20 protein-coding genes are annotated in these 25,412 nt (G+C 42.5%); 3 read left to right on the top strand and 17 right to left on the bottom strand.

Annotated elements, in window-relative coordinates; all coding sequences use genetic code 11:
* Positions 1 to 81 precede the first annotated feature (81 nt).
* The 9 genes from A6J60_RS01240 to A6J60_RS01200 form a co-directional block, all read right to left on the bottom strand.
* Positions 82 to 1,623 carry an alanine/glycine:cation symporter family protein gene (locus A6J60_RS01240; RefSeq protein ID WP_096064379.1) on the bottom strand — a complete coding sequence of 514 codons (1,542 nt, stop codon included), beginning with the start codon at positions 1,621 to 1,623 and terminating at the stop codon, positions 82 to 84.
* Positions 1,624 to 1,972: 349 nt separating this feature from the next.
* Positions 1,973 to 4,609 (bottom strand): Fe/S-dependent 2-methylisocitrate dehydratase AcnD, encoded by a 2,637-nt coding sequence (acnD, locus tag A6J60_RS01235; RefSeq protein WP_193778071.1) that lies wholly within the window; start codon positions 4,607 to 4,609, stop codon positions 1,973 to 1,975.
* A 112-nt stretch (positions 4,610 to 4,721) separates the two neighbouring features.
* A complete protein-coding gene (locus A6J60_RS01230; RefSeq protein ID WP_096064378.1) occupies positions 4,722 to 5,246 on the bottom strand; it encodes a SecDF P1 head subdomain-containing protein in 525 nt (174 codons plus the stop codon).
* Between the two features lie 265 nt (positions 5,247 to 5,511).
* Positions 5,512 to 6,642 (bottom strand): 2-methylcitrate synthase, encoded by a 1,131-nt coding sequence (gene prpC, locus A6J60_RS01225; protein ID WP_096064377.1) that lies wholly within the window; start codon positions 6,640 to 6,642, stop codon positions 5,512 to 5,514.
* 72 nt (positions 6,643 to 6,714) lie between these two features.
* The gene (gene prpB, locus A6J60_RS01220; RefSeq protein WP_096064376.1) at positions 6,715 to 7,608 is read right to left on the bottom strand and encodes a methylisocitrate lyase; all 894 of its coding nucleotides are present in this window, start codon (positions 7,606 to 7,608) and stop codon (positions 6,715 to 6,717) included.
* A 300-nt stretch (positions 7,609 to 7,908) separates the two neighbouring features.
* On the bottom strand, positions 7,909 to 8,883 hold the full coding sequence (locus A6J60_RS01215) for a LysR family transcriptional regulator (protein ID WP_096064375.1): 975 nt from the start codon (positions 8,881 to 8,883) through the stop codon (positions 7,909 to 7,911).
* Between the two features lie 141 nt (positions 8,884 to 9,024).
* Positions 9,025 to 9,789: a hypothetical protein gene (locus tag A6J60_RS01210; protein WP_227526019.1), complete on the bottom strand. Its 765-nt coding sequence runs from the start codon at positions 9,787 to 9,789 to the stop codon at positions 9,025 to 9,027.
* A gap of 185 nt (positions 9,790 to 9,974) precedes the next feature.
* Positions 9,975 to 11,258 carry an NRAMP family divalent metal transporter gene (locus A6J60_RS01205; RefSeq protein WP_227526018.1) on the bottom strand — a complete coding sequence of 428 codons (1,284 nt, stop codon included), beginning with the start codon at positions 11,256 to 11,258 and terminating at the stop codon, positions 9,975 to 9,977.
* A gap of 67 nt (positions 11,259 to 11,325) precedes the next feature.
* The gene (locus A6J60_RS01200) at positions 11,326 to 12,576 is read right to left on the bottom strand and encodes an NRAMP family divalent metal transporter (RefSeq protein ID WP_096064374.1); all 1,251 of its coding nucleotides are present in this window, start codon (positions 12,574 to 12,576) and stop codon (positions 11,326 to 11,328) included.
* Positions 12,577 to 13,051: 475 nt separating this feature from the next.
* On the opposite strand from A6J60_RS01200, the gene A6J60_RS01195 reads away from it, so the two are divergent.
* From A6J60_RS01195 to A6J60_RS01185, 3 genes are all read left to right on the top strand, one after another.
* The gene (locus tag A6J60_RS01195) at positions 13,052 to 14,578 is read left to right on the top strand and encodes an aldehyde dehydrogenase family protein (RefSeq protein WP_096064373.1); all 1,527 of its coding nucleotides are present in this window, start codon (positions 13,052 to 13,054) and stop codon (positions 14,576 to 14,578) included.
* Between the two features lie 290 nt (positions 14,579 to 14,868).
* Entirely contained in the window at positions 14,869 to 15,636 is a 768-nt protein-coding gene (locus A6J60_RS01190; protein ID WP_096064372.1) for a DUF6977 family protein, read from the top strand.
* 10 nt (positions 15,637 to 15,646) lie between these two features.
* Positions 15,647 to 15,997, top strand: coding sequence for a hypothetical protein (locus A6J60_RS01185; protein WP_096064371.1), 351 nt, complete (start codon positions 15,647 to 15,649; stop codon positions 15,995 to 15,997).
* 43 nt (positions 15,998 to 16,040) lie between these two features.
* On the opposite strand, the gene A6J60_RS01180 is transcribed toward A6J60_RS01185, so the two are convergent.
* The 8 genes from A6J60_RS01180 to A6J60_RS01145 form a co-directional block, all read right to left on the bottom strand.
* Entirely contained in the window at positions 16,041 to 17,102 is a 1,062-nt protein-coding gene (locus tag A6J60_RS01180; RefSeq protein WP_096064370.1) for an HNH endonuclease, read from the bottom strand.
* A gap of 146 nt (positions 17,103 to 17,248) precedes the next feature.
* The gene (locus A6J60_RS01175) at positions 17,249 to 18,091 is read right to left on the bottom strand and encodes an SDR family oxidoreductase (protein ID WP_096064369.1); all 843 of its coding nucleotides are present in this window, start codon (positions 18,089 to 18,091) and stop codon (positions 17,249 to 17,251) included.
* A gap of 60 nt (positions 18,092 to 18,151) precedes the next feature.
* Entirely contained in the window at positions 18,152 to 19,027 is an 876-nt protein-coding gene (locus A6J60_RS01170) for a TauD/TfdA family dioxygenase (protein WP_096064368.1), read from the bottom strand.
* Between the two features lie 90 nt (positions 19,028 to 19,117).
* Positions 19,118 to 20,887, bottom strand: a complete 1,770-nt coding sequence (locus A6J60_RS01165; protein ID WP_096064367.1) for an AMP-binding protein — start codon at positions 20,885 to 20,887, stop codon at positions 19,118 to 19,120.
* Between the two features lie 87 nt (positions 20,888 to 20,974).
* Complete coding sequence (locus A6J60_RS01160; RefSeq protein ID WP_193778000.1) at positions 20,975 to 21,877, bottom strand: thermostable hemolysin; 903 nt, start codon at positions 21,875 to 21,877, stop codon at positions 20,975 to 20,977.
* A gap of 283 nt (positions 21,878 to 22,160) precedes the next feature.
* Positions 22,161 to 23,813 (bottom strand): ATP-binding protein, encoded by a 1,653-nt coding sequence (locus A6J60_RS01155; RefSeq protein WP_096064366.1) that lies wholly within the window; start codon positions 23,811 to 23,813, stop codon positions 22,161 to 22,163.
* A 65-nt stretch (positions 23,814 to 23,878) separates the two neighbouring features.
* Positions 23,879 to 24,547, bottom strand: coding sequence for a response regulator (locus A6J60_RS01150; protein WP_096064365.1), 669 nt, complete (start codon positions 24,545 to 24,547; stop codon positions 23,879 to 23,881).
* A 133-nt stretch (positions 24,548 to 24,680) separates the two neighbouring features.
* Entirely contained in the window at positions 24,681 to 25,379 is a 699-nt protein-coding gene (locus tag A6J60_RS01145) for a ferric reductase-like protein (RefSeq protein WP_227526017.1), read from the bottom strand.
* Positions 25,380 to 25,412: the final 33 nt, after the last annotated feature.

Below are 25,412 nucleotides of genomic sequence, written 5' to 3'. Positions count from 1 at the left end.
GTATTGAATAGCATCAAAAAAGCCCCCTAAGTCAGACTTAGGGGGCTTTGTTATAAGCGTAGTATTAGATACTAAATAGGCTTATTTGTACTTTTTAACTTCACCACTTTTAACACGTGCGATGAATGATACAACTTCTTTCTTAACAATAGGCATCAAGAAGTATAGACCGATAACGTTGAAGATAGACATTGCGAAGATAGCCGCATCTGAGAAATCGATAACGAAACCAAACTGAATAGTTGCACCAATAACAACGAAGATACAGAAGATCAATTTGAAGATCATTTCTACTGCTTTACTTTCACCAAATAGGTAAGTCCAAGCTTTAAGACCATAGTAAGACCATGAAATCATCGTTGAGAATGCAAACAACACAACAGCAATCGCTAGTAAGTACTGGAAGAAAGGCGCTGTTTCCATGAAGGCTGCACGCGTCAGATCAACACCAGTTAATGCTTGTGATTGAATGTTTGCTAGATCATTAACACCTGAAAGGGTAATAACTAGAGCAGTCATCGTACAGATAACAACGGTATCAATGAATGGCTCAAGTAAAGCAACTAAACCTTCAGTAGCAGGTTCTTCAGTTTTTACGGCCGAGTGAGCAATAGCCGCTGAACCAATACCGGCTTCGTTAGAGAATGTTGCACGTTTTAAACCTTGAATCAATGCACCAATGAAACCACCGGCAACACCAGCACCAGTGAAGGCACCGACAAAGATTGCTTGGAAGGCTGCGCCAACTTGGCTGAAATTAGCGATGATAACAATTAAGCTCATACCAATATATAAAGCGGCCATGAATGGCACTACTTTTTCAGTCACTGTCGCAATACGCGGCATGCCACCAATAATTACCATACCAACTAGAATCGCAAGACCGATACCAAAGAAGATACCAAATTCAGCTGGGATATCAAACGTTGAGCTTAATGCTGCGAATGCTTGGTTGCCCTGGAACATGTTACCGCCGCCCAAGCTACCTAAGATACACATTAATGCAAAGCCAACAGCTAGAAACTTACCAAAACCGCCCATGCCACGTTCAGCCATACCACGGCTTAAGTAGTACATTGGACCACCTGATACAGCACCTGATGGTAGGATAGTACGGTATTTAACACCTAGCGTACATTCTACAAATTTAGACGCCATGCCTAATAGACCAATCAAGATCATCCAGAAAGTCGCGCCTGGACCACCGATAGCAAGAGCCGCACCCACACCAGCGATGTTACCAAGACCTACCGTCCCTGATAGAGCTGTAACCAATGCTTGGAAATGGGTAACTTCGCCTTCTGTTTTCTTATGCGGGTTTGTAAACTTACCACGAACGATGTCGATGGCCAGACCCACATGACGAAACTGAATGAAACCGAAATAAAGAGTGAATACAACAGCAGCGATTAATAACCAACCTGCGATTAATGGGAAAGACGCACCGCCAATTGGAACAGAATAAAAGATAAGCTCAACGAACCAACCTAATTTTTCAGCCATGAACGTATCAGCGCCACTACTAAATGCCTCTAGACCTGATTGTTCTGCTGCTTGAGCAAGACGAGTGCCTAGTAATAAAGATATAATAACAATCCATTGTTTATATATAAGTTTGAACATAATAATCCTAATAAAATAATTTTAACTAATGTTACATATTTATAAACTATGATAATACTGGTTTACATTATGTAAACTATAGTTACCTAAATATTACAACTCAATATAAAGCAATATGTGAGTAATAACAAAATTTATTTTAACTATTTTTAATAAATACTTACTTTTGTATAGATAAAACGAATTATTTGGCATCAAAAAAGCCCTCCTATTTATCAATAAGAGGGCTTGTTTACGCTATAATCAGTATGCGGTTAGACTGAATTTAAAGCTGTTGAATTGATTCAAAAAACTAAACACTAAATTAAACTAACTATTTAGTTTTAGTTAATTCAGTTAATTTGATTAATTAGGCCGGACCTTCTAAAAACTCCTTGGCAAAACGCTGTAGCATACCACCTGAATGATACATCTTCACCTCGTCAGCGGTATCTAAGCGGCATTTAACCGGTGCTTTGTCTACGCTTCCATCTTTACGATGAATGACTAGGGTCATCTCGCCGCCGGCAGATACTTCACCTTCGATGTCGAACACTTCAGTACCATCGATTTTTAGCGTTTTGCGGGTTGTACCTTCTTCAAATTGAAGCGGTAGGGCACCCATACCGACTAAGTTTTGACGGTGAATACGTTCGAAGTCTTCAGCAACGACGACTTCAACACCAGCTAAGCGAACACCTTTTGCTGCCCAGTCACGGCTAGAGCCTTGACCATAGCCATCACCGGCAATAATAATCAGTGGCTGCTTACGAGTCATGTAGGTCTCAATCGCTTCCCACATACGCATCACTTCACCTTCAGGCTCAACACGTGCCAGCGAGCCCTGGATAACCTCACCCTTGTCGTCACGTACCATTTCGTTTAACAATTTCGGGTTAGCGAAGGTCGCACGTTGGGCAGTTAAGTGATCACCGCGGTGAGTGGCATAAGAGTTGAAGTCTTCTTCTGGCAGACCCATTTTCGCCAAGTACTCACCAGCAGCACTGTCTGCTAAGATTGCATTCGATGGCGATAAATGGTCGGTAGTGATGTTATCACCCAATACTGCTAATGGACGCATGCCTTTTAGCTTATTGGCTTCGGCCATTGCACCTTCCCAATATGGTGGGCGGCGAATATAGGTACTCATCTCACGCCAGTCATACTGAGGGTTTGTTACAGAGGCTTCATTGCGCGCAGCATCGGCTTTGGCTTCATCAAACATGGGGATATAGACCTGATTGAATTGCTCAGGCTTCACCGCAGATTTAACAATGGCATCGACTTCAGTATCGTCAAACCAGATGTCTTTTAGGTACACATCATTGCCGTCTTTATCTTTACCCAATGAATCTTTTTCAATATCAAAGCGGATATTACCAGCAATCGCATAAGCTACAACCAAAGGAGGAGAGGCTAGGAATGCTTGCTTCGCATACGGGTGAATACGACCGTCAAAGTTACGGTTACCCGACAATACAGCAGTTGAGAACAAGTCACGGTCGATGATTTCTTGCTGAATTTCTGGATCTAATGCACCACTCATACCGTTACAAGTAGTACAAGCGAAGGCGACCACATCAAAGCCAAGTTTTTGTAACTCAGGCAATAGTCCTGCTTCTTCTAAATATAATTTAACGGTTTTAGAACCAGGTGCTAGTGATGACTTCACCCAAGGTTTACGTACCAGACCTTTTTCGACCGCATTACGGGCAACGATACCGGCTGCAACCATGTTGCGTGGGTTTGAGGTGTTGGTACAACTGGTGATTGCAGCAATAATTACTGCGCCATCAGGCATTTGGCTGTCATCTTGCTCTGAAAGTGGCTGGTTGTCAGCATGAGCAATACCGGCTTTAACCAAGTCAGTGGTTGATACACGCGCATGTGGACGTGATGGACCAGCAATGTTACGTACCACTTTTGATAAATCAAATTTTAGTACGCGGTCATATTCGGCATCGACCATGCCATCAGCCCAGATACCTGCTTGTTTGGCATAGGTTTCAACTACTTTGATTTGTTGCTCACTACGACCGGTTAGACGTAAGTAATCAATGGTTTGCTCATCAATGTAGAACATGGCAGCAGTTGCGCCGTATTCAGGGGTCATATTTGAGATAGAGGCTCTATCACCAACCGTTAATTGACGTGCACCATCACCGAAGAATTCAAGATAAGCCGAAACCACACCTTCTTCACGCAAGAATTCAGTCATCGCCAATACTAAGTCAGTACCTGTGATGCCTTCTTGTAGTTTGCCAGTTAATTCAACACCGACAATATTTGGCAGGCGCATATACGATGGGTTGCCTAGCATAACGCTTTCAGCTTCTAGACCGCCAACACCGATTGAGATAACACCCAGTGCATCGACCATAGGCGTGTGACTGTCGGTACCGACTAGGGTGTCAGGGAAAGTAACCGCATCACCATCTTGGTCGGCCACGATTTGGACGACTGGCGACATTTTCTCTAGGTTAATTTGGTGCATAATGCCGTTACCAGGCGGCACCACGTTTACGTTATCAAAGGCATACTGACACCAGTTGATAAAGTGGAAACGGTCTTCGTTACGACGTTCTTCAACTTCACGGTTTTTCTCAAACGCATTTTCTTCAAAGCCTGCATGCTCAACCGCTAATGAGTGATCCACAATTAATTGAGTTGGCACAATAGGGTTAACTTTTGCAGGATCACCGCCTTCAGCAGCAATGGCATCGCGTAGACCAGCTAAGTCAACAAAGGCTGTTTGACCCAAGATATCATGACACACAACGCGCGCAGGATACCAAGGAAAATCAACGTCTTGTTTACGATAAATATGTTGTGATAACGCTTCTTTTAAATCTTCAGGAGGACAGCGACGTACTAGGTTTTCACACAGTACTTTTGAGCTAAATGGCAGCTTGGCATAAGCGCCTGGCTCAATATCGTTGACCGCTTGTTCAACATCAAAATAATGCAAATCGCTACCGGGTAATGGCTTTTTGTATTGCTCATTCATCGGCATCGGATTCGATTGGGTTAAAGATGGTTTAGCTTCGCTCATGGCATGCTTTCCCTATTCGTAAATAAATTTAATAATGTATAAGGTCGTTCGGTTTAAATGAGCACAATTAACGTAAGGCGCAGTTTATTTTTGTCTGAATTTCTAATGCTTCTTGATGGCTGCTAATGCCAGTGACATAAAATGAATCAGAGAGTAGGGCCATTATGGTAGCCGAAAACAACACCTCATCATCAACAATAAGCGCAATATAGTTACCGACATTATTAGCACTAAAGGCTTTTAGTTTACGAGCGCCTTTGGCCGTTGTTTGCAGCGTTAAATGGTACTCAGTGTCTTTGATATAAGGTTTTATGCGGGTGCTGTGCACAATGCTTATTGGCAAAAATGACTTGTCTTTATCTGATGCTGCATTAGCCGCAGCACTGTCGAGCACGTCATACATGCGGTTATCGACAATATAAAACCCTGGCTTTAAAGAGGACTGCTCATCACTTTGGCAAACCTCGCTGACACTCGCTACCGATTGTTTGGTAATGGCTTGCTTCTCTTTGACATGGCCATCATCACTATTAGCTGCCACGCATTGAAAGCTTAAGCACATTAAAACGCTGGCAATTAGTGATTTATTCATAATATTTGTCTTTTTTAAGATCAGTTATTCAGTTTGCACCTAGTTTGGTTCATGCTTGTTGGTTGAATGTATGTATGCTCGGTTTAACTCACTGGATGAACAACAAACCCTTAATATCTGTTTAACGCTATAAATTGTCATACAACTCACTAGGCAAGTGCCAGATATTAAGGGCGTTATCAGTCTCAGTTTATAAGCGATTCAAACCAAGCTCATTTCAAGCTTATTAAACGTCATAGGCTCAGCCTATAGACGCATCAACTTATTAACCACGCTCGCTGATTGGTGGTACATCTCTTGGCTCTTCACCGATGTATTCAGCACTTGGGCGAATAATACGGTTGTCAGCACGTTGTTCAAATACGTGCGCAGCCCAACCGGTTAGACGCGAGCATACGAAGATAGGCGTGAATAACTTAGTTGGGATACCCATAAAGTTATAAGTCGAAGCATGGAAGAAGTCAGCGTTACAGAATAATTTCTTCTCACGCCACATCACTTCTTCACAACGTACTGATACTGGGTATAACACCTCATCACCCACATCAGCGGCTAGTTTTTCAGCCCACTGTTTGATGATGACGTTACGAGGATCAGATTCGCTGTAAATCGCGTGACCAAAGCCCATAATCTTATCTTTGTTGTCTAACATGCGCAGTAAGCCTTGCTCTGCATCTTCTGGAGATTCAAAGCCTTCGATAAGCTCCATAGCTGCTTCATTAGCGCCGCCATGTAATGGGCCACGTAACGAGCCGATAGCGCCAGTGATACATGAGAAGATATCTGATAAGGTTGACGCACACACACGAGCGGTAAAGGTAGAAGCATTGAATTCGTGCTCAGCATACAAGATTAGTGAAACGTTCATCACATGCTCATGTAGCTCGCTTGGCTTCTCACCTTTTAGTAGGTATAGGAAGTGACCGCCAATGGTTTTTGCATCAGTGACACAATCAATCTTCACGCCTTCATGGCTAAAGCGGTACCAGTAGTTGATAATCGCTGGGAACGCCGATAGCATGCGGTTGGTTTTATCCAATTGCTGCTCGAAGCTGTCTTCAGGCTCTAAGTTACCTAGCATTGAACAACCGGTGCGCAGTACATCCATTGGGTGCGCATCTTGTGGAATACGCTCTAGCACATCTTTTAGAGGCTGAGGTAGGTCACGCAGCTGCTTTAGCGTGGCTAGATACTCATCAAGCTGGGCTTGCGTTGGCAACTCACCGTATAGCAATAAGTAGGCCACTTCTTCAAAGATGCAGTTCTCTGCTAAGTCTTTCACATCATAACCACGGTAGGTTAAGCCAGAACCTGATTTACCGACCGTTGATAATGAAGTTTTACCTGCGATTTGACCACGTAAGCCTGCGCCTGAAAGTTGTTTGCCTGCTGCCATAATTAAATTCCTTTTTATTAACTGATTTAGATTTATTGTTTAAAACAAAGTGGACTTATTTAAGCACCAAGTTTATTTTTTCTGAGCAAATAACTCGTCTAACTTTTGTTCAAACTGATGGTAGTTTAAGAAATCATACAGCTCCATACGCGTCTGCATGGTATCAACTACCGCTTCTTGAGTGCCATCATCCAATAGATGCTGATAAACGTTTAGTGCTGCCTTGTTCATCGCACGGAAGGCTGATAGTGGGTATAGCACCATTTCAACACCCACTTCAAATAACTGCTCAGTGGTGTATAGGTCAGTCTGACCAAACTCGGTCATATTGGCCAATACTGGGATATCTAGCACATCGGTGAATTTGCGATACATTTGAATATCGGTCAAAGCTTCAGCGAAGATCATATCAGCACCTGCTTCTTGGAAAGCAACAGCACGCTCTACAGCGGCTTCTAGACCTTCAACCGATAACGCATCGGTACGTGCCATAACCACGAAGTCTGGATCTTCTTTGGCATCAAGAGCCGCTTTTAGACGATCAACCATTTCGGCAGTAGATACGATTTCTTTGTTTGGGCGATGGCCACAACGTTTTTGAGCCACTTGGTCTTCGATATGAATTGCAGCAACACCTGCTTTTTCCATCTTTTTGATGGTTTGAGCGATGTTAAATGCGCCGCCCCAACCGGTATCGATATCAACCAATAAAGGCGTATCAACCGCATTGGTAATACGGCTAGCGTCTTCTAGTACGTTATCAAGGCTGGTCATACCTAAGTCAGGTAAGCCGTAAGAAGCGTTGGCCACGCCGCCGCCTGATAGATAAATAGCTTTATGACCCACTTGTTTTGCCATCATGGCAGTATAGGCATTGATGGTGCCGACAATTTGAAGTGGTTTGTTATTTGAGGTTTGTTCGGTAATGGCATCACGGAAACGCTTGCCAGCAGAAAGAGTAGTCATCTTCATTCCTTGAATCGGTTGGGGTGAGATGGAAGTTGAAAAGGTGTTAGTTAGGGGGTTATATAACAACAATCATCTTGTGTGTTGCGCATTAGAGTAGCGCTAAATTAGCAAATAGGGAAGAGCAGCACACAGCAGCTATGATTAGATTATAAACAGTTTAAATTAAGATAAAATGACAGTATTCGATAACTGAATAGTTTTATTTATTTATTGATGCTTTACTGCCAGATGTATTCATTAACTGCAATATAGAAGAGGATAATAGCGGTTTTATTTTAACAAACTGTTACAAATATTTTAACTTAAGCGTCGATAGGTAATGCCGCGCTGCTCATAGATGTCATAGATAACATCCAGCAAGGCTGCAAAGGCAGGATGGGTGGGGGATTTTAAGGTGCAGATATATATCGGCGAGGTGGCATCTTCATGCACTAAGCTGCAATAACTGATTTGCCCAGCGCGTACTGACTTTAAGCTATCAGGGACAAGGGTGACGCCTTCACCTGCGGCAACCAAGCCCAGTGCTAATTGAATATCACTGACCTCAGTGGTTTGATGCGGCAAAGCAGAGCGTTTGGCAAATAAATGCAGCAGTGGCTCACTGATTTGAGAAGCATCAGTGGTTTGTGTTTCATGGCTTACTTGACTGGATGCGCGGCTAAATAGCTTTGGTACCGGAAGGTGTGTTTGATGATATAAGATAACGCGGCTGTCTTGCAGCTGAGACAGATGAATATCATCGCTGTTGACCAATTGATGGGTGTTGGGTAGGGCGGCGACATAGCGCTCATGACGCAGTAGCAGCTGATGGATTTGAGCATCATCATGCGCAAAGCGACCAAATCCGACATCAATCTCGCCAGATTTTAGCGCACCCACTTGTTTAAAAGAGCTGATGTCTTTTAGATGCACATCAAGCTGCGGCATGCGCTGTTTTAGCCTTGAGATAATAGTCGGCAATAGACCATAAAGTACCGAGGGCACAAATCCAATATTCAGCGTATCTGGCGGATTGGCTATCTTTTGAGTAAGGCTGATACTGCTGTCTAGCTCTTGCAGGATGTGAGTAATCTTATCGAAAAAAAAGGCACCGGCTTCGGTGAGCTGCAATGGTCGGTTATAACGATCAATCAGTTCAACACCCAACTCATCTTCAAGCTGCTTAAGCAAACGGCTCAAGGTTGGCTGTGATAGCTGCGTTTCATACGCCGCCTCACTAAAGCTTTTGAGGCGGGCAATGGCGTGAAAGGCTTTAAGTCGTTTTAATTGCATGCAGCAGAATACCGTCTATTATTTAGTAGCTATTGTTTAGCAGTAATATTTACTATGACCATTTAACGTCAGTTTCGATGGTGTGTAAAGGATAGCAGCAAATACCTAAGTGAGCAGCTAGACACAGACCTAATTACAGATCTATTCAAAAACCACTTGTGTGCCATCTTCAAGGGTTATCACCCCTTCGCTAATAATCAGCTCAATATCCTGCGGATTATGAATTGCTTTCATCACATTTGTATCAGCGATATTGACACCGGCAACAAGCTTTCTTGAACTGTCATTGGCGATCGGTGGATCAAACTGGGTTAGTTTTATCGCGACCGGCTTGGCCTTTTTGAAAGTTGGATAACGCATCAAAATTGTGCCTTTAAAACTGGTCACCGGTGTGATGCCTTGGTTGCTTAGCACAAACGATAGCTCAACTTGGTTTAAGCTGTCTTGTTCACTGGCTTGCACTGGTAACAGTAACAACGGATAGGTCAATTGCTGAATATCATGCACTGACTTTTGCGCGGTACTGTTTCTTCGACCTGTTGGATTGTCTGGGTGCAATACTTCATATTTGCGCTGATGCTCAATGGCTTTACCCACTGTAATACGCGGTATTGCGCCTTTTTCATAAGCCTCACTCGAGCGCATGCGCAGCATATAGCGGCTCAGTAGCTGCCGATCTTCTTCATCTAGGTTATCCAGGGTGTCAGACAGCTTGTCTTGCCAGCGGTCAGCATTGGTAGGGATGGTCTGCATCATGGGGTCAGGGGCAAAGTATTCACAGCCGCTGAGCAGCAGCGGTATAGTGACAGCCCCAGCTAGAATCACAGGGGCGATAGAGCGCTGTAATCGGCGCTGCAACTTGAACAGGTTATTAACGTCTCGTTGTGTTTGTCTTCCATAACTCATGGCACATCTCCCTATACCATAACGGCTTAATGCTCCAAGCATCCTTAATAGCAATATATACTGAAATGATGGAAGAGTACAATAGAAAAAAACTGAGTCTCAACAAATAGATGGCGGTTAAACGCTACCTATTATGTCGAAACTCAGTCTTAATTTAATGGTTATAATTGTTTTAATGGCGACAATTAGTCTAATAGGCCCAGCAACTGAGCCATAAACAATAGCGCAATGCCGCCTAGGAATAGTAAGCCGGCAATGGTATATAGGGTCATGCCTGCTGACAGTTTCTTTTGATGCTTGATTAAGGTGTAGTTCAACCAACCAAAGATAGGTGCTGAAACAAAGGCAGTAATCATGGCAAACTTAAGCATCGCACCCAATTGGCCACTAAAGTAAGTAATGATGATATAACCGCCAATGATGGTATAAGTGGTCCAAAACGCAATCTGCTTGCCATTAACTTGGTTGTCATTACGAATCAGGCGCCAACACTCAGCGTTAACACGACCATAGCCGTCACCACAGGTGATGGTGGTACCGAACATCACCATAAATGCAATGAACGCAACCAGTAGTCTAGACCACTCACCAATGGTAGCGGTATACATGTTAATCAACTGCCCAACATAAGCGCCGCCTTGGGTCTGAATCTCAACCCCTGAGCCATATTGAACAAATACCCCCAACGCCAAAAATAACAGCGCCAAAATAGAGGTTGAAATAAAGCCAACGTTAAAGTCAATCAGGCCTTGCTTATGAGTGGTGTGATCATTTTTAATCTTGGCCGATACCCACATAGAGTTAATCGCTGAGAATTCAAGTGGTGCTGGCATCCAGCCCATCAATGCCACGATAAATCCTAAGGTTGCCATATTCCAAGGCGACATCGGTACAAAGTCAGGAGTCATCACTGTCGGCTTGCCAGCAGCGATAATCACCGCCGCTAACGTTGCCAGTGTTAACGACACCATGATCCACTTGGTGACCCTATCTAACAGCTTATAATGGCCCAATATCAAAAACAGCCAAGACACACCCATCACTATTAGCGCTAGCGTGGTAGTTTCTAATGCCCAACTTTCAGGCAGCATAAAGCCTAAAATAACCGCGGCTAATAAAGATACTGCACCGGTACTAATCACCGAAGCGGCCAGTGAGAGTATAAAAAATGCCCATAAGTAAATCGGTGATCTTTTGGCATAGCCTGCTACCAAAGACTCATGACTTTCATAAACGTAATCGGTGCCAAACTTAAAAAATGGATATTTAAAAAAGTTGGCTAAGATAATCATAATCGCCAACTGCCAACCGTATAGGGCACCAGCCTGAGTCGATGAAATCAGATGTGAGCCACCAATAGCAGCAGTGGCTAACAGGATACCTGGGCCAAATACTTTCCATTTAAGGGATTTACTTTGGCCTGGATGTGTTGACGACTGGTCGTCATATGCTGCTGTTGTCTTGCTCATGTTGAGTGTCCTTTTGCTAAAAGGTTTTAAGGGTGTTGTTTGTTTTGGTTTTTGATGTTTGATCGAATTAGCTCAAAATACCGGTCAGTTGCATTAGAAATAACAACGCCACTGCCGCCAAAAATAATAGCCCAGTCACGCTGTAGACCGTCATGGCGCCAGAGAGTCGCTGCTGACTTTTGACCAATGAATAGTTCAGCCAGCCAAATACTGGCGCCAATAAAAAGGCTGAAATCATGGCAAACTTAAGCATCGCGCCCAACTGACCTTTAAAGAAGGTGATAATGATAAAGCTGCCGATGACGGTGTAAGTGGTCCAAAATAGGATTTGGGTGTTATTAATATCAGCTTGGCCTTTAATCAGACGCGTGCTTTCAGCCAATGAGCGGCCATAGCCATCGATACAAGCAATGGTGGTGCCGTACATCACCATGAAGGCGACAAACGCAACCAACAGTCTTGACCAATCACCGATGGTGGCAGTGTACATATTAAATAATTGGGTAATATAAGCGCCGCCTTGCATCTCAACCGGAACGCCTGAGCCGTACTGTACAAACACCCCAAGCGCTAAGAAAAACAATGCCAAGATGGCGCTGGAGATATAACCGGCATTAAAGTCGATCAGGCCCTGTCTGTGAGTGGTGTGATCGGTTTTAACCTTTTCTTTGGTCCACATAGAGGTCATAGCAGCAAACTCGAGTGGCGCTGGCATCCAGCCCATCAATGCCACGATAAAGGCCAGTGATGCCATATTCCAAGGCGAGGTCGGCACATAACCCTCAATGATGGCGGTAGGCTTACCGGCTGCGACCAACACCGCCAAAATAGTGGTGATAATCAAGGTCGCCATAATCCACTTGTTCAATCTGTCTAAAAGTTTATAGTGACCTAAAATAAGCAATATCCAGCTGCTACCCAGCACTAAAGCTGACAAAACAGTCGAAGCGGGGGTTAATTGCTCTGGGAGCATAAAGCTTAAAATAACCGAGGTTAATAAAGACAAGGCGCCAACACTGATAACCGCAGAGGCTAATAACAGAATGGTATAAACCCAAAGGTATAATCCAGACTTGCGGGCATAACCGGCAATCAATGATTCGCCAGTATCATAGACATAGTCGGTGCTAAACTTAAAGAAAGGATACTTAAAGAAGTTGGCCAAGACGATAATAATCGCCAGCTGCCAGCCATAAAGCGCACCCGCTTGGGTAGAGGAAATCAAATGCGATCCGCCTACGGCACCGGTTGCTAATAAAATACCTGGACCAAATATGCGCCAGCTGAACTTTTGTGAATTTTTTGATGCGTCACTCATAATAACCCCGAGCTTGTCAGTCCCAGTCAACCGACCCAGTAAGAAAGTTAAACTTTTGTCTTGGTAAACCTAAATATACTAGCACGGCTGCTATAAAAACGAATTGATAATAGTTATAAGCCTTCGAGATTTTGGTTATACAAGGTATGGCGCTGATCTTAAGTTGTTTGGAAGGATTTATTTAGAAAGAAATTTTTAACAATGGTTAAGTTAAATTTCATTGTTAGCATTGCCTATTTAAGATTAGCATAACTTATAATTTAGAGTCATATAACAATAAGTTATCACTTAGGAGTTGATAGCATAAAATAAGGAACTTTTTCTAACGCTAATAAACCTATAGGATAGCTAAGCACGCAAAGGAATATTGCGGCTTATGCTTGCCAGCTCATCGAATTAATAAATAGTATTAAAAGCAGGGCGGCGGCTTAATAGCAATCATCATAATGATAATAGTAATAACAAGGAGTGTTGTATGTTGTACCAGACCCCAAATACCGATAATAGCTTGGTTCAGTTCCGTGAGAAATATGATAACTTTATCGGCGGTGAGTGGGTTGCCCCCATTGATGGTGAGTATTTTGAAGACACCAGTCCTATTGACGGCAAGGTAATTTGTAAAGTTGCCCGTTCTAAAGAAGCAGATATTGAAAAAGCGCTAGATGCTGCGCATGCGGCTAAAGATGCCTGGGGTAAAACCAGTGTCACTGAGCGCGCCAATCTGTTACTCAAGATTGCCGATAAAATGGAGCAAAACCTTGAGAAAATTGCGGTTGCCGAATGCTATGAAAACGGTAAGCCAGTTAGAGAAACCTTAGCAGCAGACATTCCATTAGCCATTGATCAACTGCGTTACTTCGCCAGCGCCATCCGTGCACAAGAAGGCGGCATCAGTCAAATTGATGACGATACCGTAGCCTATCACTTCCACGAACCTCTTGGTGTCGTCGGTCAGATTATCCCTTGGAACTTCCCAATTCTAATGGCCATTTGGAAAATTGCCCCTGCATTAGCCACGGGTAACTGTATTGTACTCAAGCCAGCAGAGCAAACGCCTGCCTCTATTATGTATCTAATCGATACCATTGGTTTGGCAGACTTGCTACCAAAAGGTGTGCTAAATATTGTTAATGGTTTTGGTGTAGAAGCAGGTAAACCACTGGCTTCAAACCCTCGTATTAATAAAGTAGCCTTTACTGGTGAGACCACAACCGGTCGTCTGATTATGGAATACGCCAGTGAAAACATTATCCCAGTTACCCTAGAGCTGGGCGGTAAAAGCCCGAACATTTTCTTCGCTGATGTGATGGATGAAGATGATGACTTTTTGGATAAAGCGGTTGAAGGTCTGGTAATGTTCGCCTTAAACCAAGGCGAGGTATGTACCTGTCCATCGCGTGCATTAGTGCATGAAAGCATTTATGAAGAGTTTATCAAGCGCTGTATCGAGCGGGTTAAAGCCATTAAAGTTGGCAACCCACTAGATACAGATACCATGGTAGGTGCTCAAGCCAGTAACGAGCAGCTGGATAAAATTGTCAGCTATCTAGATATTGGTAAAAAAGAAGGGGCTAAAGTCCTAGTTGGCGGTGAAAAAGCCAATTATGACGGTGTGTTAGCCAATGGTTATTATGTACAGCCAACCATCTTTGAAGGCACCAACGATATGCGGGTATTCCAAGAGGAAATCTTTGGCCCAGTATTGGCAGTGACTACCTTTAAAGATGATGAAGAAGCGATGCGTTTGGCCAATGACACTTTGTATGGCTTAGGCGCAGGTATCTGGACCCGTAATGTGCACAAAGCATACCGCTTTGGCCGTGGTATCCAAGCCGGTCGAGTTTGGACCAACTGTTATCACATCTATCCATCACACGCTGCATTCGGTGGCTATAAGAAATCAGGCATCGGCCGTGAAAACCATCTGATGATGCTTGATCACTATCAGCAAACCAAAAACATGTTGGTGTCTTACAGCACCAAGGCAATGGGTTTCTTCTAAATCTTAAACCAATAATAGACTAAGGTCTTTTAAATAAAGCAGCAATCTATCTTAAATCAGATGGGTTGCTGTTTTTTTATGTTTGGTGGTTTTAGCGACATGGCTAGCCAAATGGTTGGCGAAATGAATGCTACTTGGTTCAAATCAAACCTTTTAACCCATAAATCCATGCTTTTATAACACCAAAGCCAGATAGTGCGTTAAACTGACATCTATTCATTTAACCTGCTAAATAAAATATCAAACTTTAAAGTATATTTAAGACTCAGCACTATTTAAGGCCTAACACTATGCAACACCCTTTATCTCAAACGCCCACACCTATCGAATACAAACCTGTCTTTATGCCTAGAGTCGGCAGTGACAATCTTGTCAAAACCGATATGGTTAGAATCGAGCGCCATGTGGGATTTGCGACCCGCCAGAAGAAAAAAACCATCAATGATCTGCATCAAGTCATCAAAAAGAAATACGGCTTTAAAAAAGTGCTGGATTTAACCAGTAAATCCGGTAATAAGCTAAGTTTTCACCTTAATCCTAACACTCTAAAGCTGACCCATGGTTTTGAATCTGACAGAGATGCGAATAACAACAGTGAAGGGATAGAGCAGGGCAGGCAGTACAGTGTCGAAAACGCCTATCAAGCCAGCAAAGTATTTGAAAAAGGCGGTCCCTTTATTGATTTGCTAGACGCTGCACCAAGACAAGCCAAAAAAGATGAGCGTTTAATCAGCTCTGGTGATATTACCGGTTATGATTATTTTGGCATGCTATGGGGTCTTGAGCCGCTGACGGTATTTTATGATTGGCTGTATGTCAATGCGCTAAAGCAGCACCCACAGCTGCACGAGGAAGTACTTCAATACCAAGCCTTTACAGACGTATCGTTTAACCCAAAAAAGAATATTCATTGTCCCGCTTATTCATTAGCGATGTTTGTGGCATTGCATAAACGCGAGCTATTAGACGGTATTGAAGATCCCGGGACGTTTTATGATCTGGTCACAGGGTTTGACTTAAGTAACACCGAAGATCAGTTAGAAGAAGGTTGGTTTTAAGATAGTCACTATGAGAGTCGTCGGATTTGCTCAATTCAATAAAGTGGCTCTATTAGTGGCTGCTAGTCTATGGCTAATGTCTTGCTCATCCCAGCAGCAACCTGAAGGCACCTTTAAGATTAGTAACCATAAATCAGATACAGTCTTTGATATTACTGTGCATTATCTAAATGCAGGCAGTCACGATGTCATTGGCAAGCTTGAACCCGAACAGTCCTATATCTATACCATCCAATATCAGGATACTGAAGACTCGCTAGAGATTAGCTACGTCGATAGCTCGGGCAAAAAGTATTCTACAACGGCTGTTGGCTATGCTGCTAAATATGACAAGCAGCGTTATCGGTTTGATATTAATTAAACTGCCCTCCATAACCCCGACCTTGCCAGGTTGGGCATTTTTCTTAGACCCCTAGACGAGGCAGAAGAGATGGATTGATATACCGTAGTCTAGTAGTAGAGTTTGGTATCCAGACTAGATCGTTATGCTCAACTGCAACCTGATAAGCCCATTGACTAATAGTTTCTGATCGAGTTTGATTGCTAATAAAACCCATAGTGGATGTTTCATCCTCTATCAGTTTTCCATAATCCTGGTTTCTAATTAACCATTGTTCATAAAATCTTTCTTCCGCCAAATAGTCACGTTTACTGTTATTGCACTTGTGATCAGCAAGCACAAAGTTATGTGTGGTATCTATTTGGTATTTTGACCATGGAATAAAATGATCAACTTCGGGCGTCCCTTTTAAATGACCACCACAATAAAAACACTCTCCATCTTGGATGTCTTTTAACAAAGGCACTAAGACGCTTAGGTTTTGTCTCGGTTGATTGAATAAAAATTGTTGTAAATCTAAATCATCACTGAAATAGGCTTGGTTGTGACGGTTTTTCCGGACAAAATCTGCCCAATACTGTTGGCATAGCTTTTGAATGATTTTACTAAATCTTGCAAAACAGTAGGCAACCCCTGGTTTTAAGGTTATTTCTTGTGCTTTACTGTCATATACGTACAAGAACTCTCGGTTTATTTTATTTTCAGCACTTTGCAGATATTTAGCAGGATTATTTTTAATAGTACGAGCAATTTCTTTAAGTGTAGATTGCCATTTTTTTATATTAAAAGTGCGAGCGTTATTCAAGCTAGTTGTTTTCGCTTCAGCTTGCAAGTTTAGAATGCTGGTAATGACTTTAATTTGTCCCGGCGTATTACTTTGTCTTAAGGTGGAGTTGCTATCTAAGTCTGAGAATGGCAGTGCTTGAGACCAGTATAGTTGTATGAATTGTTCAGCAAGTTGATAGTAAGAGATAGAGCAGGTGCTGTCATTATTAATGCCTGATTCAATGGATAGATTAGATATTGCAACTAATAAGGCAAACTTGTACGTTGAGGTATAAGCGCTAGATTCTAACAGCCACTGTATATTTCTCAGAAAATTAATTTGGAAGTCTGCGGTTGGCATGATTAACTCCTTTTAAGGACCTGTCAGTATTTCATACTATTTTTTGTTTCTTTTGGTATTTATAGATTTCTTGTCTAAAAATATCATACTAACGGTCCTACATGTAATATTCATATTGAAATAGCTATTAGGCCCAAAACTTATATCTACTTCTGAGCATAACGCTTAATAGTCGGTAAATCCTTAATAATTGCATTTCCGACAATACTTGGGAACACACGGTTTAGCCAAGCAAAAAACCGTTCTGGAAAGCCAAGGTGCTGATTAACTTGTTTGTTGCTTAAAAACTCAACCAATGCCTTAGCAACCAGTTCCGGTGAGTCCATATTCACTTTCAACTCATTGTTCATTGCGACCACAGCATCATTATTCATCGTGGTTTTAGTGGCTCTGGGCGCAAAGTAGCGAAAGCGAACTGTAGTATCGCTATATTCTCGCTGCAAAGCTTGAGTCGCACCGCGTAAAGCAAATTTACTGGCACTATAAGCACTAAAGCCAGGATAGCCGATACTGCCAAAGGTTGAGCCAATGTTAATGATTTGACTCGGTTTGTTTTGCGCAATTAATACAGGTAACAAGCGCTTAATCAGTTGCATTGGATAAGCGACATTCACCAGCATCATTTGCTCAAGCAGGTCATCGCTTTGATCTGTCAGCAAAGCAAAGTCATTAATGCCTGCATTGAAAATGACCGCATCAATATAGTTAACACTATCATTAGTCGCTGGCTGAATAAGCTGCTTTAAGTTTTCGATCAATTCATCTTGCGAAGAAGGAATACTTAAGTCACAAGCACAAGCCTGTATCGAAAGGTTAGGGTAGTTTTGTGCTAGCTCATGATGCAGCTGCGTTAGTTTTTGGGTATTACGGCCTACCAGAACCACAGGACGATTATTTGCGCATAATTGCTTGGCTATCTCTTGACCGATACCGCCAGTTGCTCCAATAAGTACGGTGTAGGCGTTGGCTTTTGGGTTGGGTGTTGTCATGTTAATCTCTTATTTATAAATTTTTATAATGTTATTCGTGTTATAGGTCTTCATTCATTTTTATTTATTCACACCCAGTCCCATACCAATATACAGCTTACGCTCATTAAGAGGTACTTTAATTTCACGACGACCATGCATGACTCGCTTATTGTCTAACACCAGCACATCACCATCTTGCCATGCAATTTCTTGCGTATGCGCTTCACAAATTTGGGTTAGTTGCTGCATTAATTCCGCATCTACTTTGTCTGCATTTGCCAATGTAAACTCTGGCTTTTCGTAATTAAAAGAGGGACCTAGTAGCGTATTAGCAAAAGCGGGCAGATGGCTTAAATTATCTTGGCGTATAGCAGGCACTTGTAAGGTATAACGGATGCCGCCGTCAGCTTGAGGTTCAGCGTCGTGTGTTAACGACTCACTATTGGTTTGGGCGATGAAGTTTTTTAAGTCATCAAAAGTAAGCTGATTTGCGATATCTGGTTTACCCATTGCGGTCGCTACATAATTTTGCCAAATGGTTTTTGGTAAATAGCGACTGATACTGATCGGATTGGAAAATAACTGTTTTAATGTTTCAGGCAGTGCTTGATAGACAGCATGCCCATCACACAGCGTGGTTTGCGAGCCTTTACTGGCACTTAGCTCACTAAAAAAAGCAACCACATCAGGCGGCAGTGGGGTATTGCCATTTTCAATATGCAGTCCGACAGGGTGCGTGCCAGCATCTACTTTTTGAGTTTCTTTGTTGATGTTTTCGCGTGCAGGATCATAGGTCAGCGTTTGGCATAGGCTGGTCATCAAGGCACTAAAGTGCTCCACAGTATAATCATGGCCACGTATTAGTATCCAGCCTTGATTTTCTAAAGCGGCTAATACGTCTGATTTGTCTTGAGCCACACAATCTTGAATAGGGGATGCGATGTTGGTTTGCATAAGATTTAATACCCTCTACTAGATGAATAAAATAAGTAAATAAAAACAATATTATTAAAAGCGAACAGTTAACGGTTTAACCCAAGCGTCTTATGCCAAGTGTCTTATTCCAAGCGTTGCTGCGTAGGTCTGTAGGATATGTAATCGACGCAATTTGCCATTATCCGTCAGTAGTCCGTTATCAACGCTAAAGGCATCATCGGTAATATGCCAATGCTTTACTTGAGCATAATCTGGCAGTGTTTGATTGACATGCTCGATAGCCTCAGCAATCAACTGTTCTAGTTCTGTATTTGCTCGATCTGTACTTGCTTGATTAACACCAGCTTGGCCTATAGATGCCCATTCAAGATTAACCACAATGACGGCAGATAAAGCAGGCTCGCCATCACCGAGCACTGCCGCTTGATAAATGATGGGTTGGGTCAACAGTTGCGCCTCTACCCATTCTGGAGATATGTTGCGACCAAAGCTGCTAATCAGTACGTTTTTGCGGCGTCCTGTAATATATAGGTAGCCATCCTCATCTAAGTGTCCGATATCACCTGTTGCTATTAGCGGTTGGTTTAAATCAGTTTTCGATACACTGCTGTCCTGATTTAAGTAACCGTGCATGGCATTTCCGGCTACCATAACCTCGCCAGTAGGCGCAATGCTGACAGCCGCATGCGGCATGGGTTTTCCCACGCTGCCTGCTCGATGTGCTTTGGGTGTATTGAGACTGACGACAGAGCCACACTCTGATAGCCCATAACCCTCATAGACAGGCAAACCCAATGCTGTTGCCTCTTTCAACAAGGTTGGAGAGACCTTGCCGCCGCCAACTGCCATAAATTTGAGCGCTGATAAATCATATGTGCTGTCACATTCACAAATGGCTTTCAACATTTGCGGCAGTAAAATAACGCTGGCGATACGGTGCATTTGTAGAGTGTGTAGCAACTTATCAGCATCAAAGGCTTGATTAGACAGTAAGCCAAACTGACTCACATCACCGATAACCAAAGTGCGGCCCATATATAAGCTGACATACATGCCTGCCACGTTTTCTAATAAAGTGGCAAAAGGCAGCACACTCAAGTGGCCTGCCTTAGATTGGCCTACTTTTGATTGGATAACGTCTTGGGTAGTGTCGGTTAATGTATCTGATAAGGCGTCTGATAACGAGGTAACAATACGCATTAATGTCTCATCGCCTAAGCAAACCCCTTTGGGCATGCCTGTACTACCTGAGGTATAAGTTACCTTGCAAAAAGGCCTGTCTTTTAAGGTATCAGTTGAGGCATCAGAAGTTTGATTTGATGCTGTATTGACCGAATATTTAGTTTGATAAAAGGTGCCATTTATTACAGGTGTCTCAGTTAACCCATTATGTTGGCTGGTAATGGTCTCAATACCAGGAGTTGTTGTTTTGGTTATTGCCTCAGAGTCCGATAGCTGCGGCAGTGATAAGCCGATACCAATATAGATAAGCTCAATTTGAGCATCTTGCAACAAATGCTCAATTTGCGACGCACTAAAAAACAGCGGAATAGGAATGACCACCGCGCCAACATGACTAAATGCCAAATCAAGCAGCACCCAATCTATGTTATTGACCGCATAAATAGCCACACGACGACCTTGATACGGATGAAGAAGGTCGCTTAGATTAGTAAGATGTGTTTGTAGCTCGGCATAAGTTAACTGCTTAATGCATTGCTCGATGACTTGCTGCTTAGTACTTTGCTTATTGAGGCCTTGCTGATTGATCTGATGATCAGAACCATCGTTAGCCATCGCTTGAGATATTTCAGTAATGGCTATCTGGTTTGGTGTCTGCATCGCATGCTGACTAATGGCGTTATAGATTGGTGTCATTGGAGTCTCTTACAGTTAATATGTGATAAATCTAGCGGCTAACACCCACCCCTATAGTTAGGCTGCCTGAATTTGGGCTGACCGAGTTTAGGCTGAATGGGTGATAGGCAAAGACTCTCTGTGCGCAGCATGTGTGCTTCGCATTTTTATAATTGCTGGCTGCGAGGCTTGGTTTATTTGAATGGTTTGAGAGGCTTGAATTAGTTGTGAGGCTGGCGCTAAATTGCGTTTGTTGTATTCTGTGTACTCAAAATAAGGAGAGCACACCGTTCTTGCATCGGCCACATTAATGGCAAGCACCAGCGGATTATGTTGATAATAACGTCCCCATGCCGAGACCTGATTGGGGTCAGCCAAAGCGTCACTCGTTGCTTTAGCAATCACATGACTACGAATCCCTATGTGGTTTAAGATATGTTGAACCGCAGTTGTGCCGGTACAGACAGCCCAATCTGCTTTAGTCGTTTGCATAGTCCCATTTTGGGTCGGTGTTGATAGATAAAACACCAAAAATGCAATCATCAACCGAGCATTACCCGCACTTTGTGACGCTAAGTTACCAATCTCACAAATACGCGTGCGCTGTACATCGTAACCGACCAACTCACTGATAACCGTTTCAATAGGCGATGCTAAGTATTGCTCCAAAAACACCTTTTCTGTATATAAAGGCTTTAAGCCTATAGCCACTTTTGGCGCTATGTGCGCAGCTGTTTTTGACATTAGGTTAGTGTTGGTGCCTGCAAATAATAACGGCATAAAGTAGTTTAATTTAGCGTTGTGTACTGTTTCATACACTTGTTTGATGAACGTTTGCGATGCGTCATGTTGATGCGCAAAATACTGGGCTGTGCTGGCAGTAATGTATAAATCTGATGGTATAGCTTTTGTCTTATTATTATCAGAGGCAAAAGAGGGGTTGATCGCTTTAATATGATAAGTGGTGTCTAAAGCATCATAATGGCTTGTTGTATCCATATTCGATTGCATCTTCTGTGTCTCCTAATAATAGCCAGTTAACTTTAGCGAGCAGGTTAAGTGTATTTAGCATGGCAACTAATACGGCAAGGCTTTAAAGTTGGTTGGCTATATTAATTATTCTTACGGTATAGCAGAGTATAGAGGGCTAACCTTATGCCAACCTTAAGAAAATTAATTTAAGAAAAAATGCAAATAAATCAGACGCATAAAGGTCTATTAATAGCACTTAATAGACCTTTACAGAATACAAACTGAGACTATAAGACGATTAGGAAGATGGTTGAAAAAAAGCTTAAGAAGATGACTTGCTGATAGTGACAATTAATCCTGAGTCAGGGGCAGGGCGGTTGGCAAAATTAACGTTCAACTGATGCAATTGCGCTATTTGATGCACGATAGACAGCCCAAGCCCGCTACCTTTTTGCTTTTGACCCGCAGGACGATAAAAGCGCTCACTGAGTCGGTTTAGATGCTCTTGATTAACGCCTTTGCCGTTATCTTTAACAACAATACTGTCGGCAGCTAATACAATCTCAACCGTGCTATTTTCAGGCGAATAGCGAATGGCATTGTCTAGCACGTTGCGTAGTAATATTTTCATTAAGGTTAGGTTAATATGAAGCGGTAAGACTTGTTCTGCTTCAACAGTCACTGACCGTTTTAGTTGAATGTATTTTTCACGTGCTTGACGATTAACCTCACTAAGCACATCATCGGTTAATGCAATCCAATCGGCAAGTTCAAGCTGATCTTCTGGCAGTTGCTGCTGCGGCGCAAGCTTTGCCAAAATAAGCAGTTGATCAACCAAGTGATTGGCACGATCAATGCCGTCGCTAATTTTTTGAGCATGGTCATAAAGCTGGGTTTCATTTGACGCATCTGACCCATCTGAATAATGCAATAATTGCTGCTTGAGTAAGTCCGCTTGCAGCTTTAATGCTGTCAATGGACTGCGTAGCTCATGCGAGGCGTCCGCCGTAAAGCGTTGTTCACGCTCTAAAGCTTGCGACACTTTGACGAACAAGGCGTTTAATGAATTGACTAAAGCTTGTACCTCTTTGGGTACATCCGCTTTAATAGGGGTGTTGTCGGATAAATCACGTTGACTCAGCTCACTACTGATTTGGGTTAATGGCGCAAAGCCTTGACGCACCGCCCAAACAACCAAACCGATAAACGCAAACAGCCCAAAAAACATTGGCAGTAGCTGTACGGTTATCGCATTTGTAATGGTCTCGCGGCGTGATTCGAGATTTTGGCCTACCGCAATGACCCTGCCTGCATTGTCATTGGCATATTCATCATGCACATAAAACAGTCGCCAACGTTTGCTAAAAGGGTTTAAGCGCTGATAGGTACTTTGATGATCTTCCAAAAAGCCATGTTGATCCGGCAAAAAATCAAACGACTGGCCGTTATGATCCGCCATCAGCAGACGACCTGTCTTATCCCAAATCGCAAATCCTAAGTATTCTTCTTTAGCATCGCCAAGATTACCTTCAATTTCAATGGGTAACGGCTTGCTGTTTAGGGTGTATATCTTTGCAAACGCTGAATCATGATGATCCTCTTCTTCATACTCGTCATCATCATCGTCTTCGTGCTCATCTTTATCTTCTTCTTCGTGCTTATCGTATTCGTGCTCATCGTCATCATGATGACTTTCAGACGCTTTAAAGATTTCATCCGCGTTATTTTCATTGCTTAATTCTGTTTGCTCAAGTTCAGATTGTTTTAGCTCATAGCGTTTAAGCTCATAGTCGCCCTCTAGATCATCATCTCTTGCCGTTTCTATCAAATAGCGTGCCATCTGGATGATTTGTGTATCATTCATCTCATCTATTTCATGCCAAAGCTTCCACGTTGTCACGCTTGATGTCATTATCCATAACGTCGGTAGACCAATCAGTAAATACGTTAATAGTCTTTTTTGAATACTTTTCATAGTGGTTTAGACATCATAGGAATAGGGGAGTTGGTGATTGAAGATTCTAGATATACTGATGGGCTTTACTGACGTTTGGGGTTTAAATAATAGCCCACACCACGCTTGGTGAGGATTAAGTCATCGCCTAGCTTTTTGCGTAAATGATGGATATGAACCTCTATCGCATTGCTATCAATGTCTTGTTGCCAACCATATATTTTATCTTCTAAGCTAGCACGGCTGTGAATCTGATTGGGATGGGTCAGCATGTGTTCCAATATAATGGTCTCTTTGCTGGTCAGCTCTAATAATTGCCCCAAATAAGTGACCTGTTGAGAATTCGGTTCATAGGTCACATTACCATAGCTTAATATGTTTTTACTGCGCCCTTGGCTTCTTCTAATCAAAGCTTGTAGGCGAGCGACCACCTCTTCAATAGCAAAGGGCTTAACCAAATAATCATCGGCACCAGAATTTAAGCCTGCAACCCGATTGGCAATCGCATCTCTTGCGGTAATAATGAGTACAGGCGTGTCAAAGCCTTTTGCCCGCCAGCTCTTTAACACATCGATACCATCGCCCTTCGGTAGGGTTAAGTCGAGCAGCACCGCATCAAACATATTCTCTTGTAAGGCATATTCACCCTGGACGGCATCGGTAAACCAATCGACAACCATGCCATGGCTTTTAAGCGCAAGCACGATGCCTTCAGCAATAGCGTTATCATCTTCAACTAATAATATACGTGGCATAAACAAGGACTCGCTAAAATAAATGACTCGCTACAATATGGATCATTATAGACCTTTTCGACCTGTTATCTAAACAGTGTTCAACATTCTCATGACACATTCTTATGGATAAGGTACACAAGGTTAGAACGATTTAAGCTTTGTTGAAATTCATCAGAATCAGACGATAGCTAATTAATATAAACACGATAGATTGAGTGACCGCATAGAATATCATGAGAGGCAGTGCTCTTGTATCTGAGCCGACCATAAATAAGTGAATACTGACACACATATAGGCTAAGAAAGTAGAAAAGTGAATCCAGCGCCACGCACTCTGCCCAATATATTGCTTAATATAAAAACTAATGGCACATATGAGTAATAAATAAAAACCAATCTGCCCCATAGCCGTGCCAATACGGTTGCTGCTAAAACCAAAGGGAGTCAGTAATTGCCATAATTCAATATTCAAAAAACGGTCTAACAGCAAAATCCCTGCATGAAATAAGGTAAACCCAATGGCAGTTAAGCTAAGAAATTTATGCAAAGCGAATACTCGAGAAAATTTAATTTGTTTGCCTAAACGAGTACTTAATAGCAGACCAAATAATACCGATAGCCAAAACAATGCGTAGCCAATAACCCCGCTTGCTCGCGATAAATACCAATAATGCTTGTCTGTCATCGTCATCATTGTGGTGATAGAGTCCAACATTTGAGCTTTAAAGCCCATTAATAACGCAATACCTAAGCTGATACCCAATACGATAATAAAAACACACCCAGCTAACTTGAGTAATCTAATAAAAATAGGCGTGTCCTGAGTCATGGTTAAATCAGTGTGTGACATATATAAAACCTTTAGCACTAACTTTTGAGTGCA

This window comes from Psychrobacter sp. FDAARGOS_221, from assembly GCF_002313155.2.
In the GTDB taxonomy this organism is placed as follows: domain Bacteria; phylum Pseudomonadota; class Gammaproteobacteria; order Pseudomonadales; family Moraxellaceae; genus Psychrobacter.
This window is presented reverse-complemented; position numbering and strand designations above follow the sequence as displayed.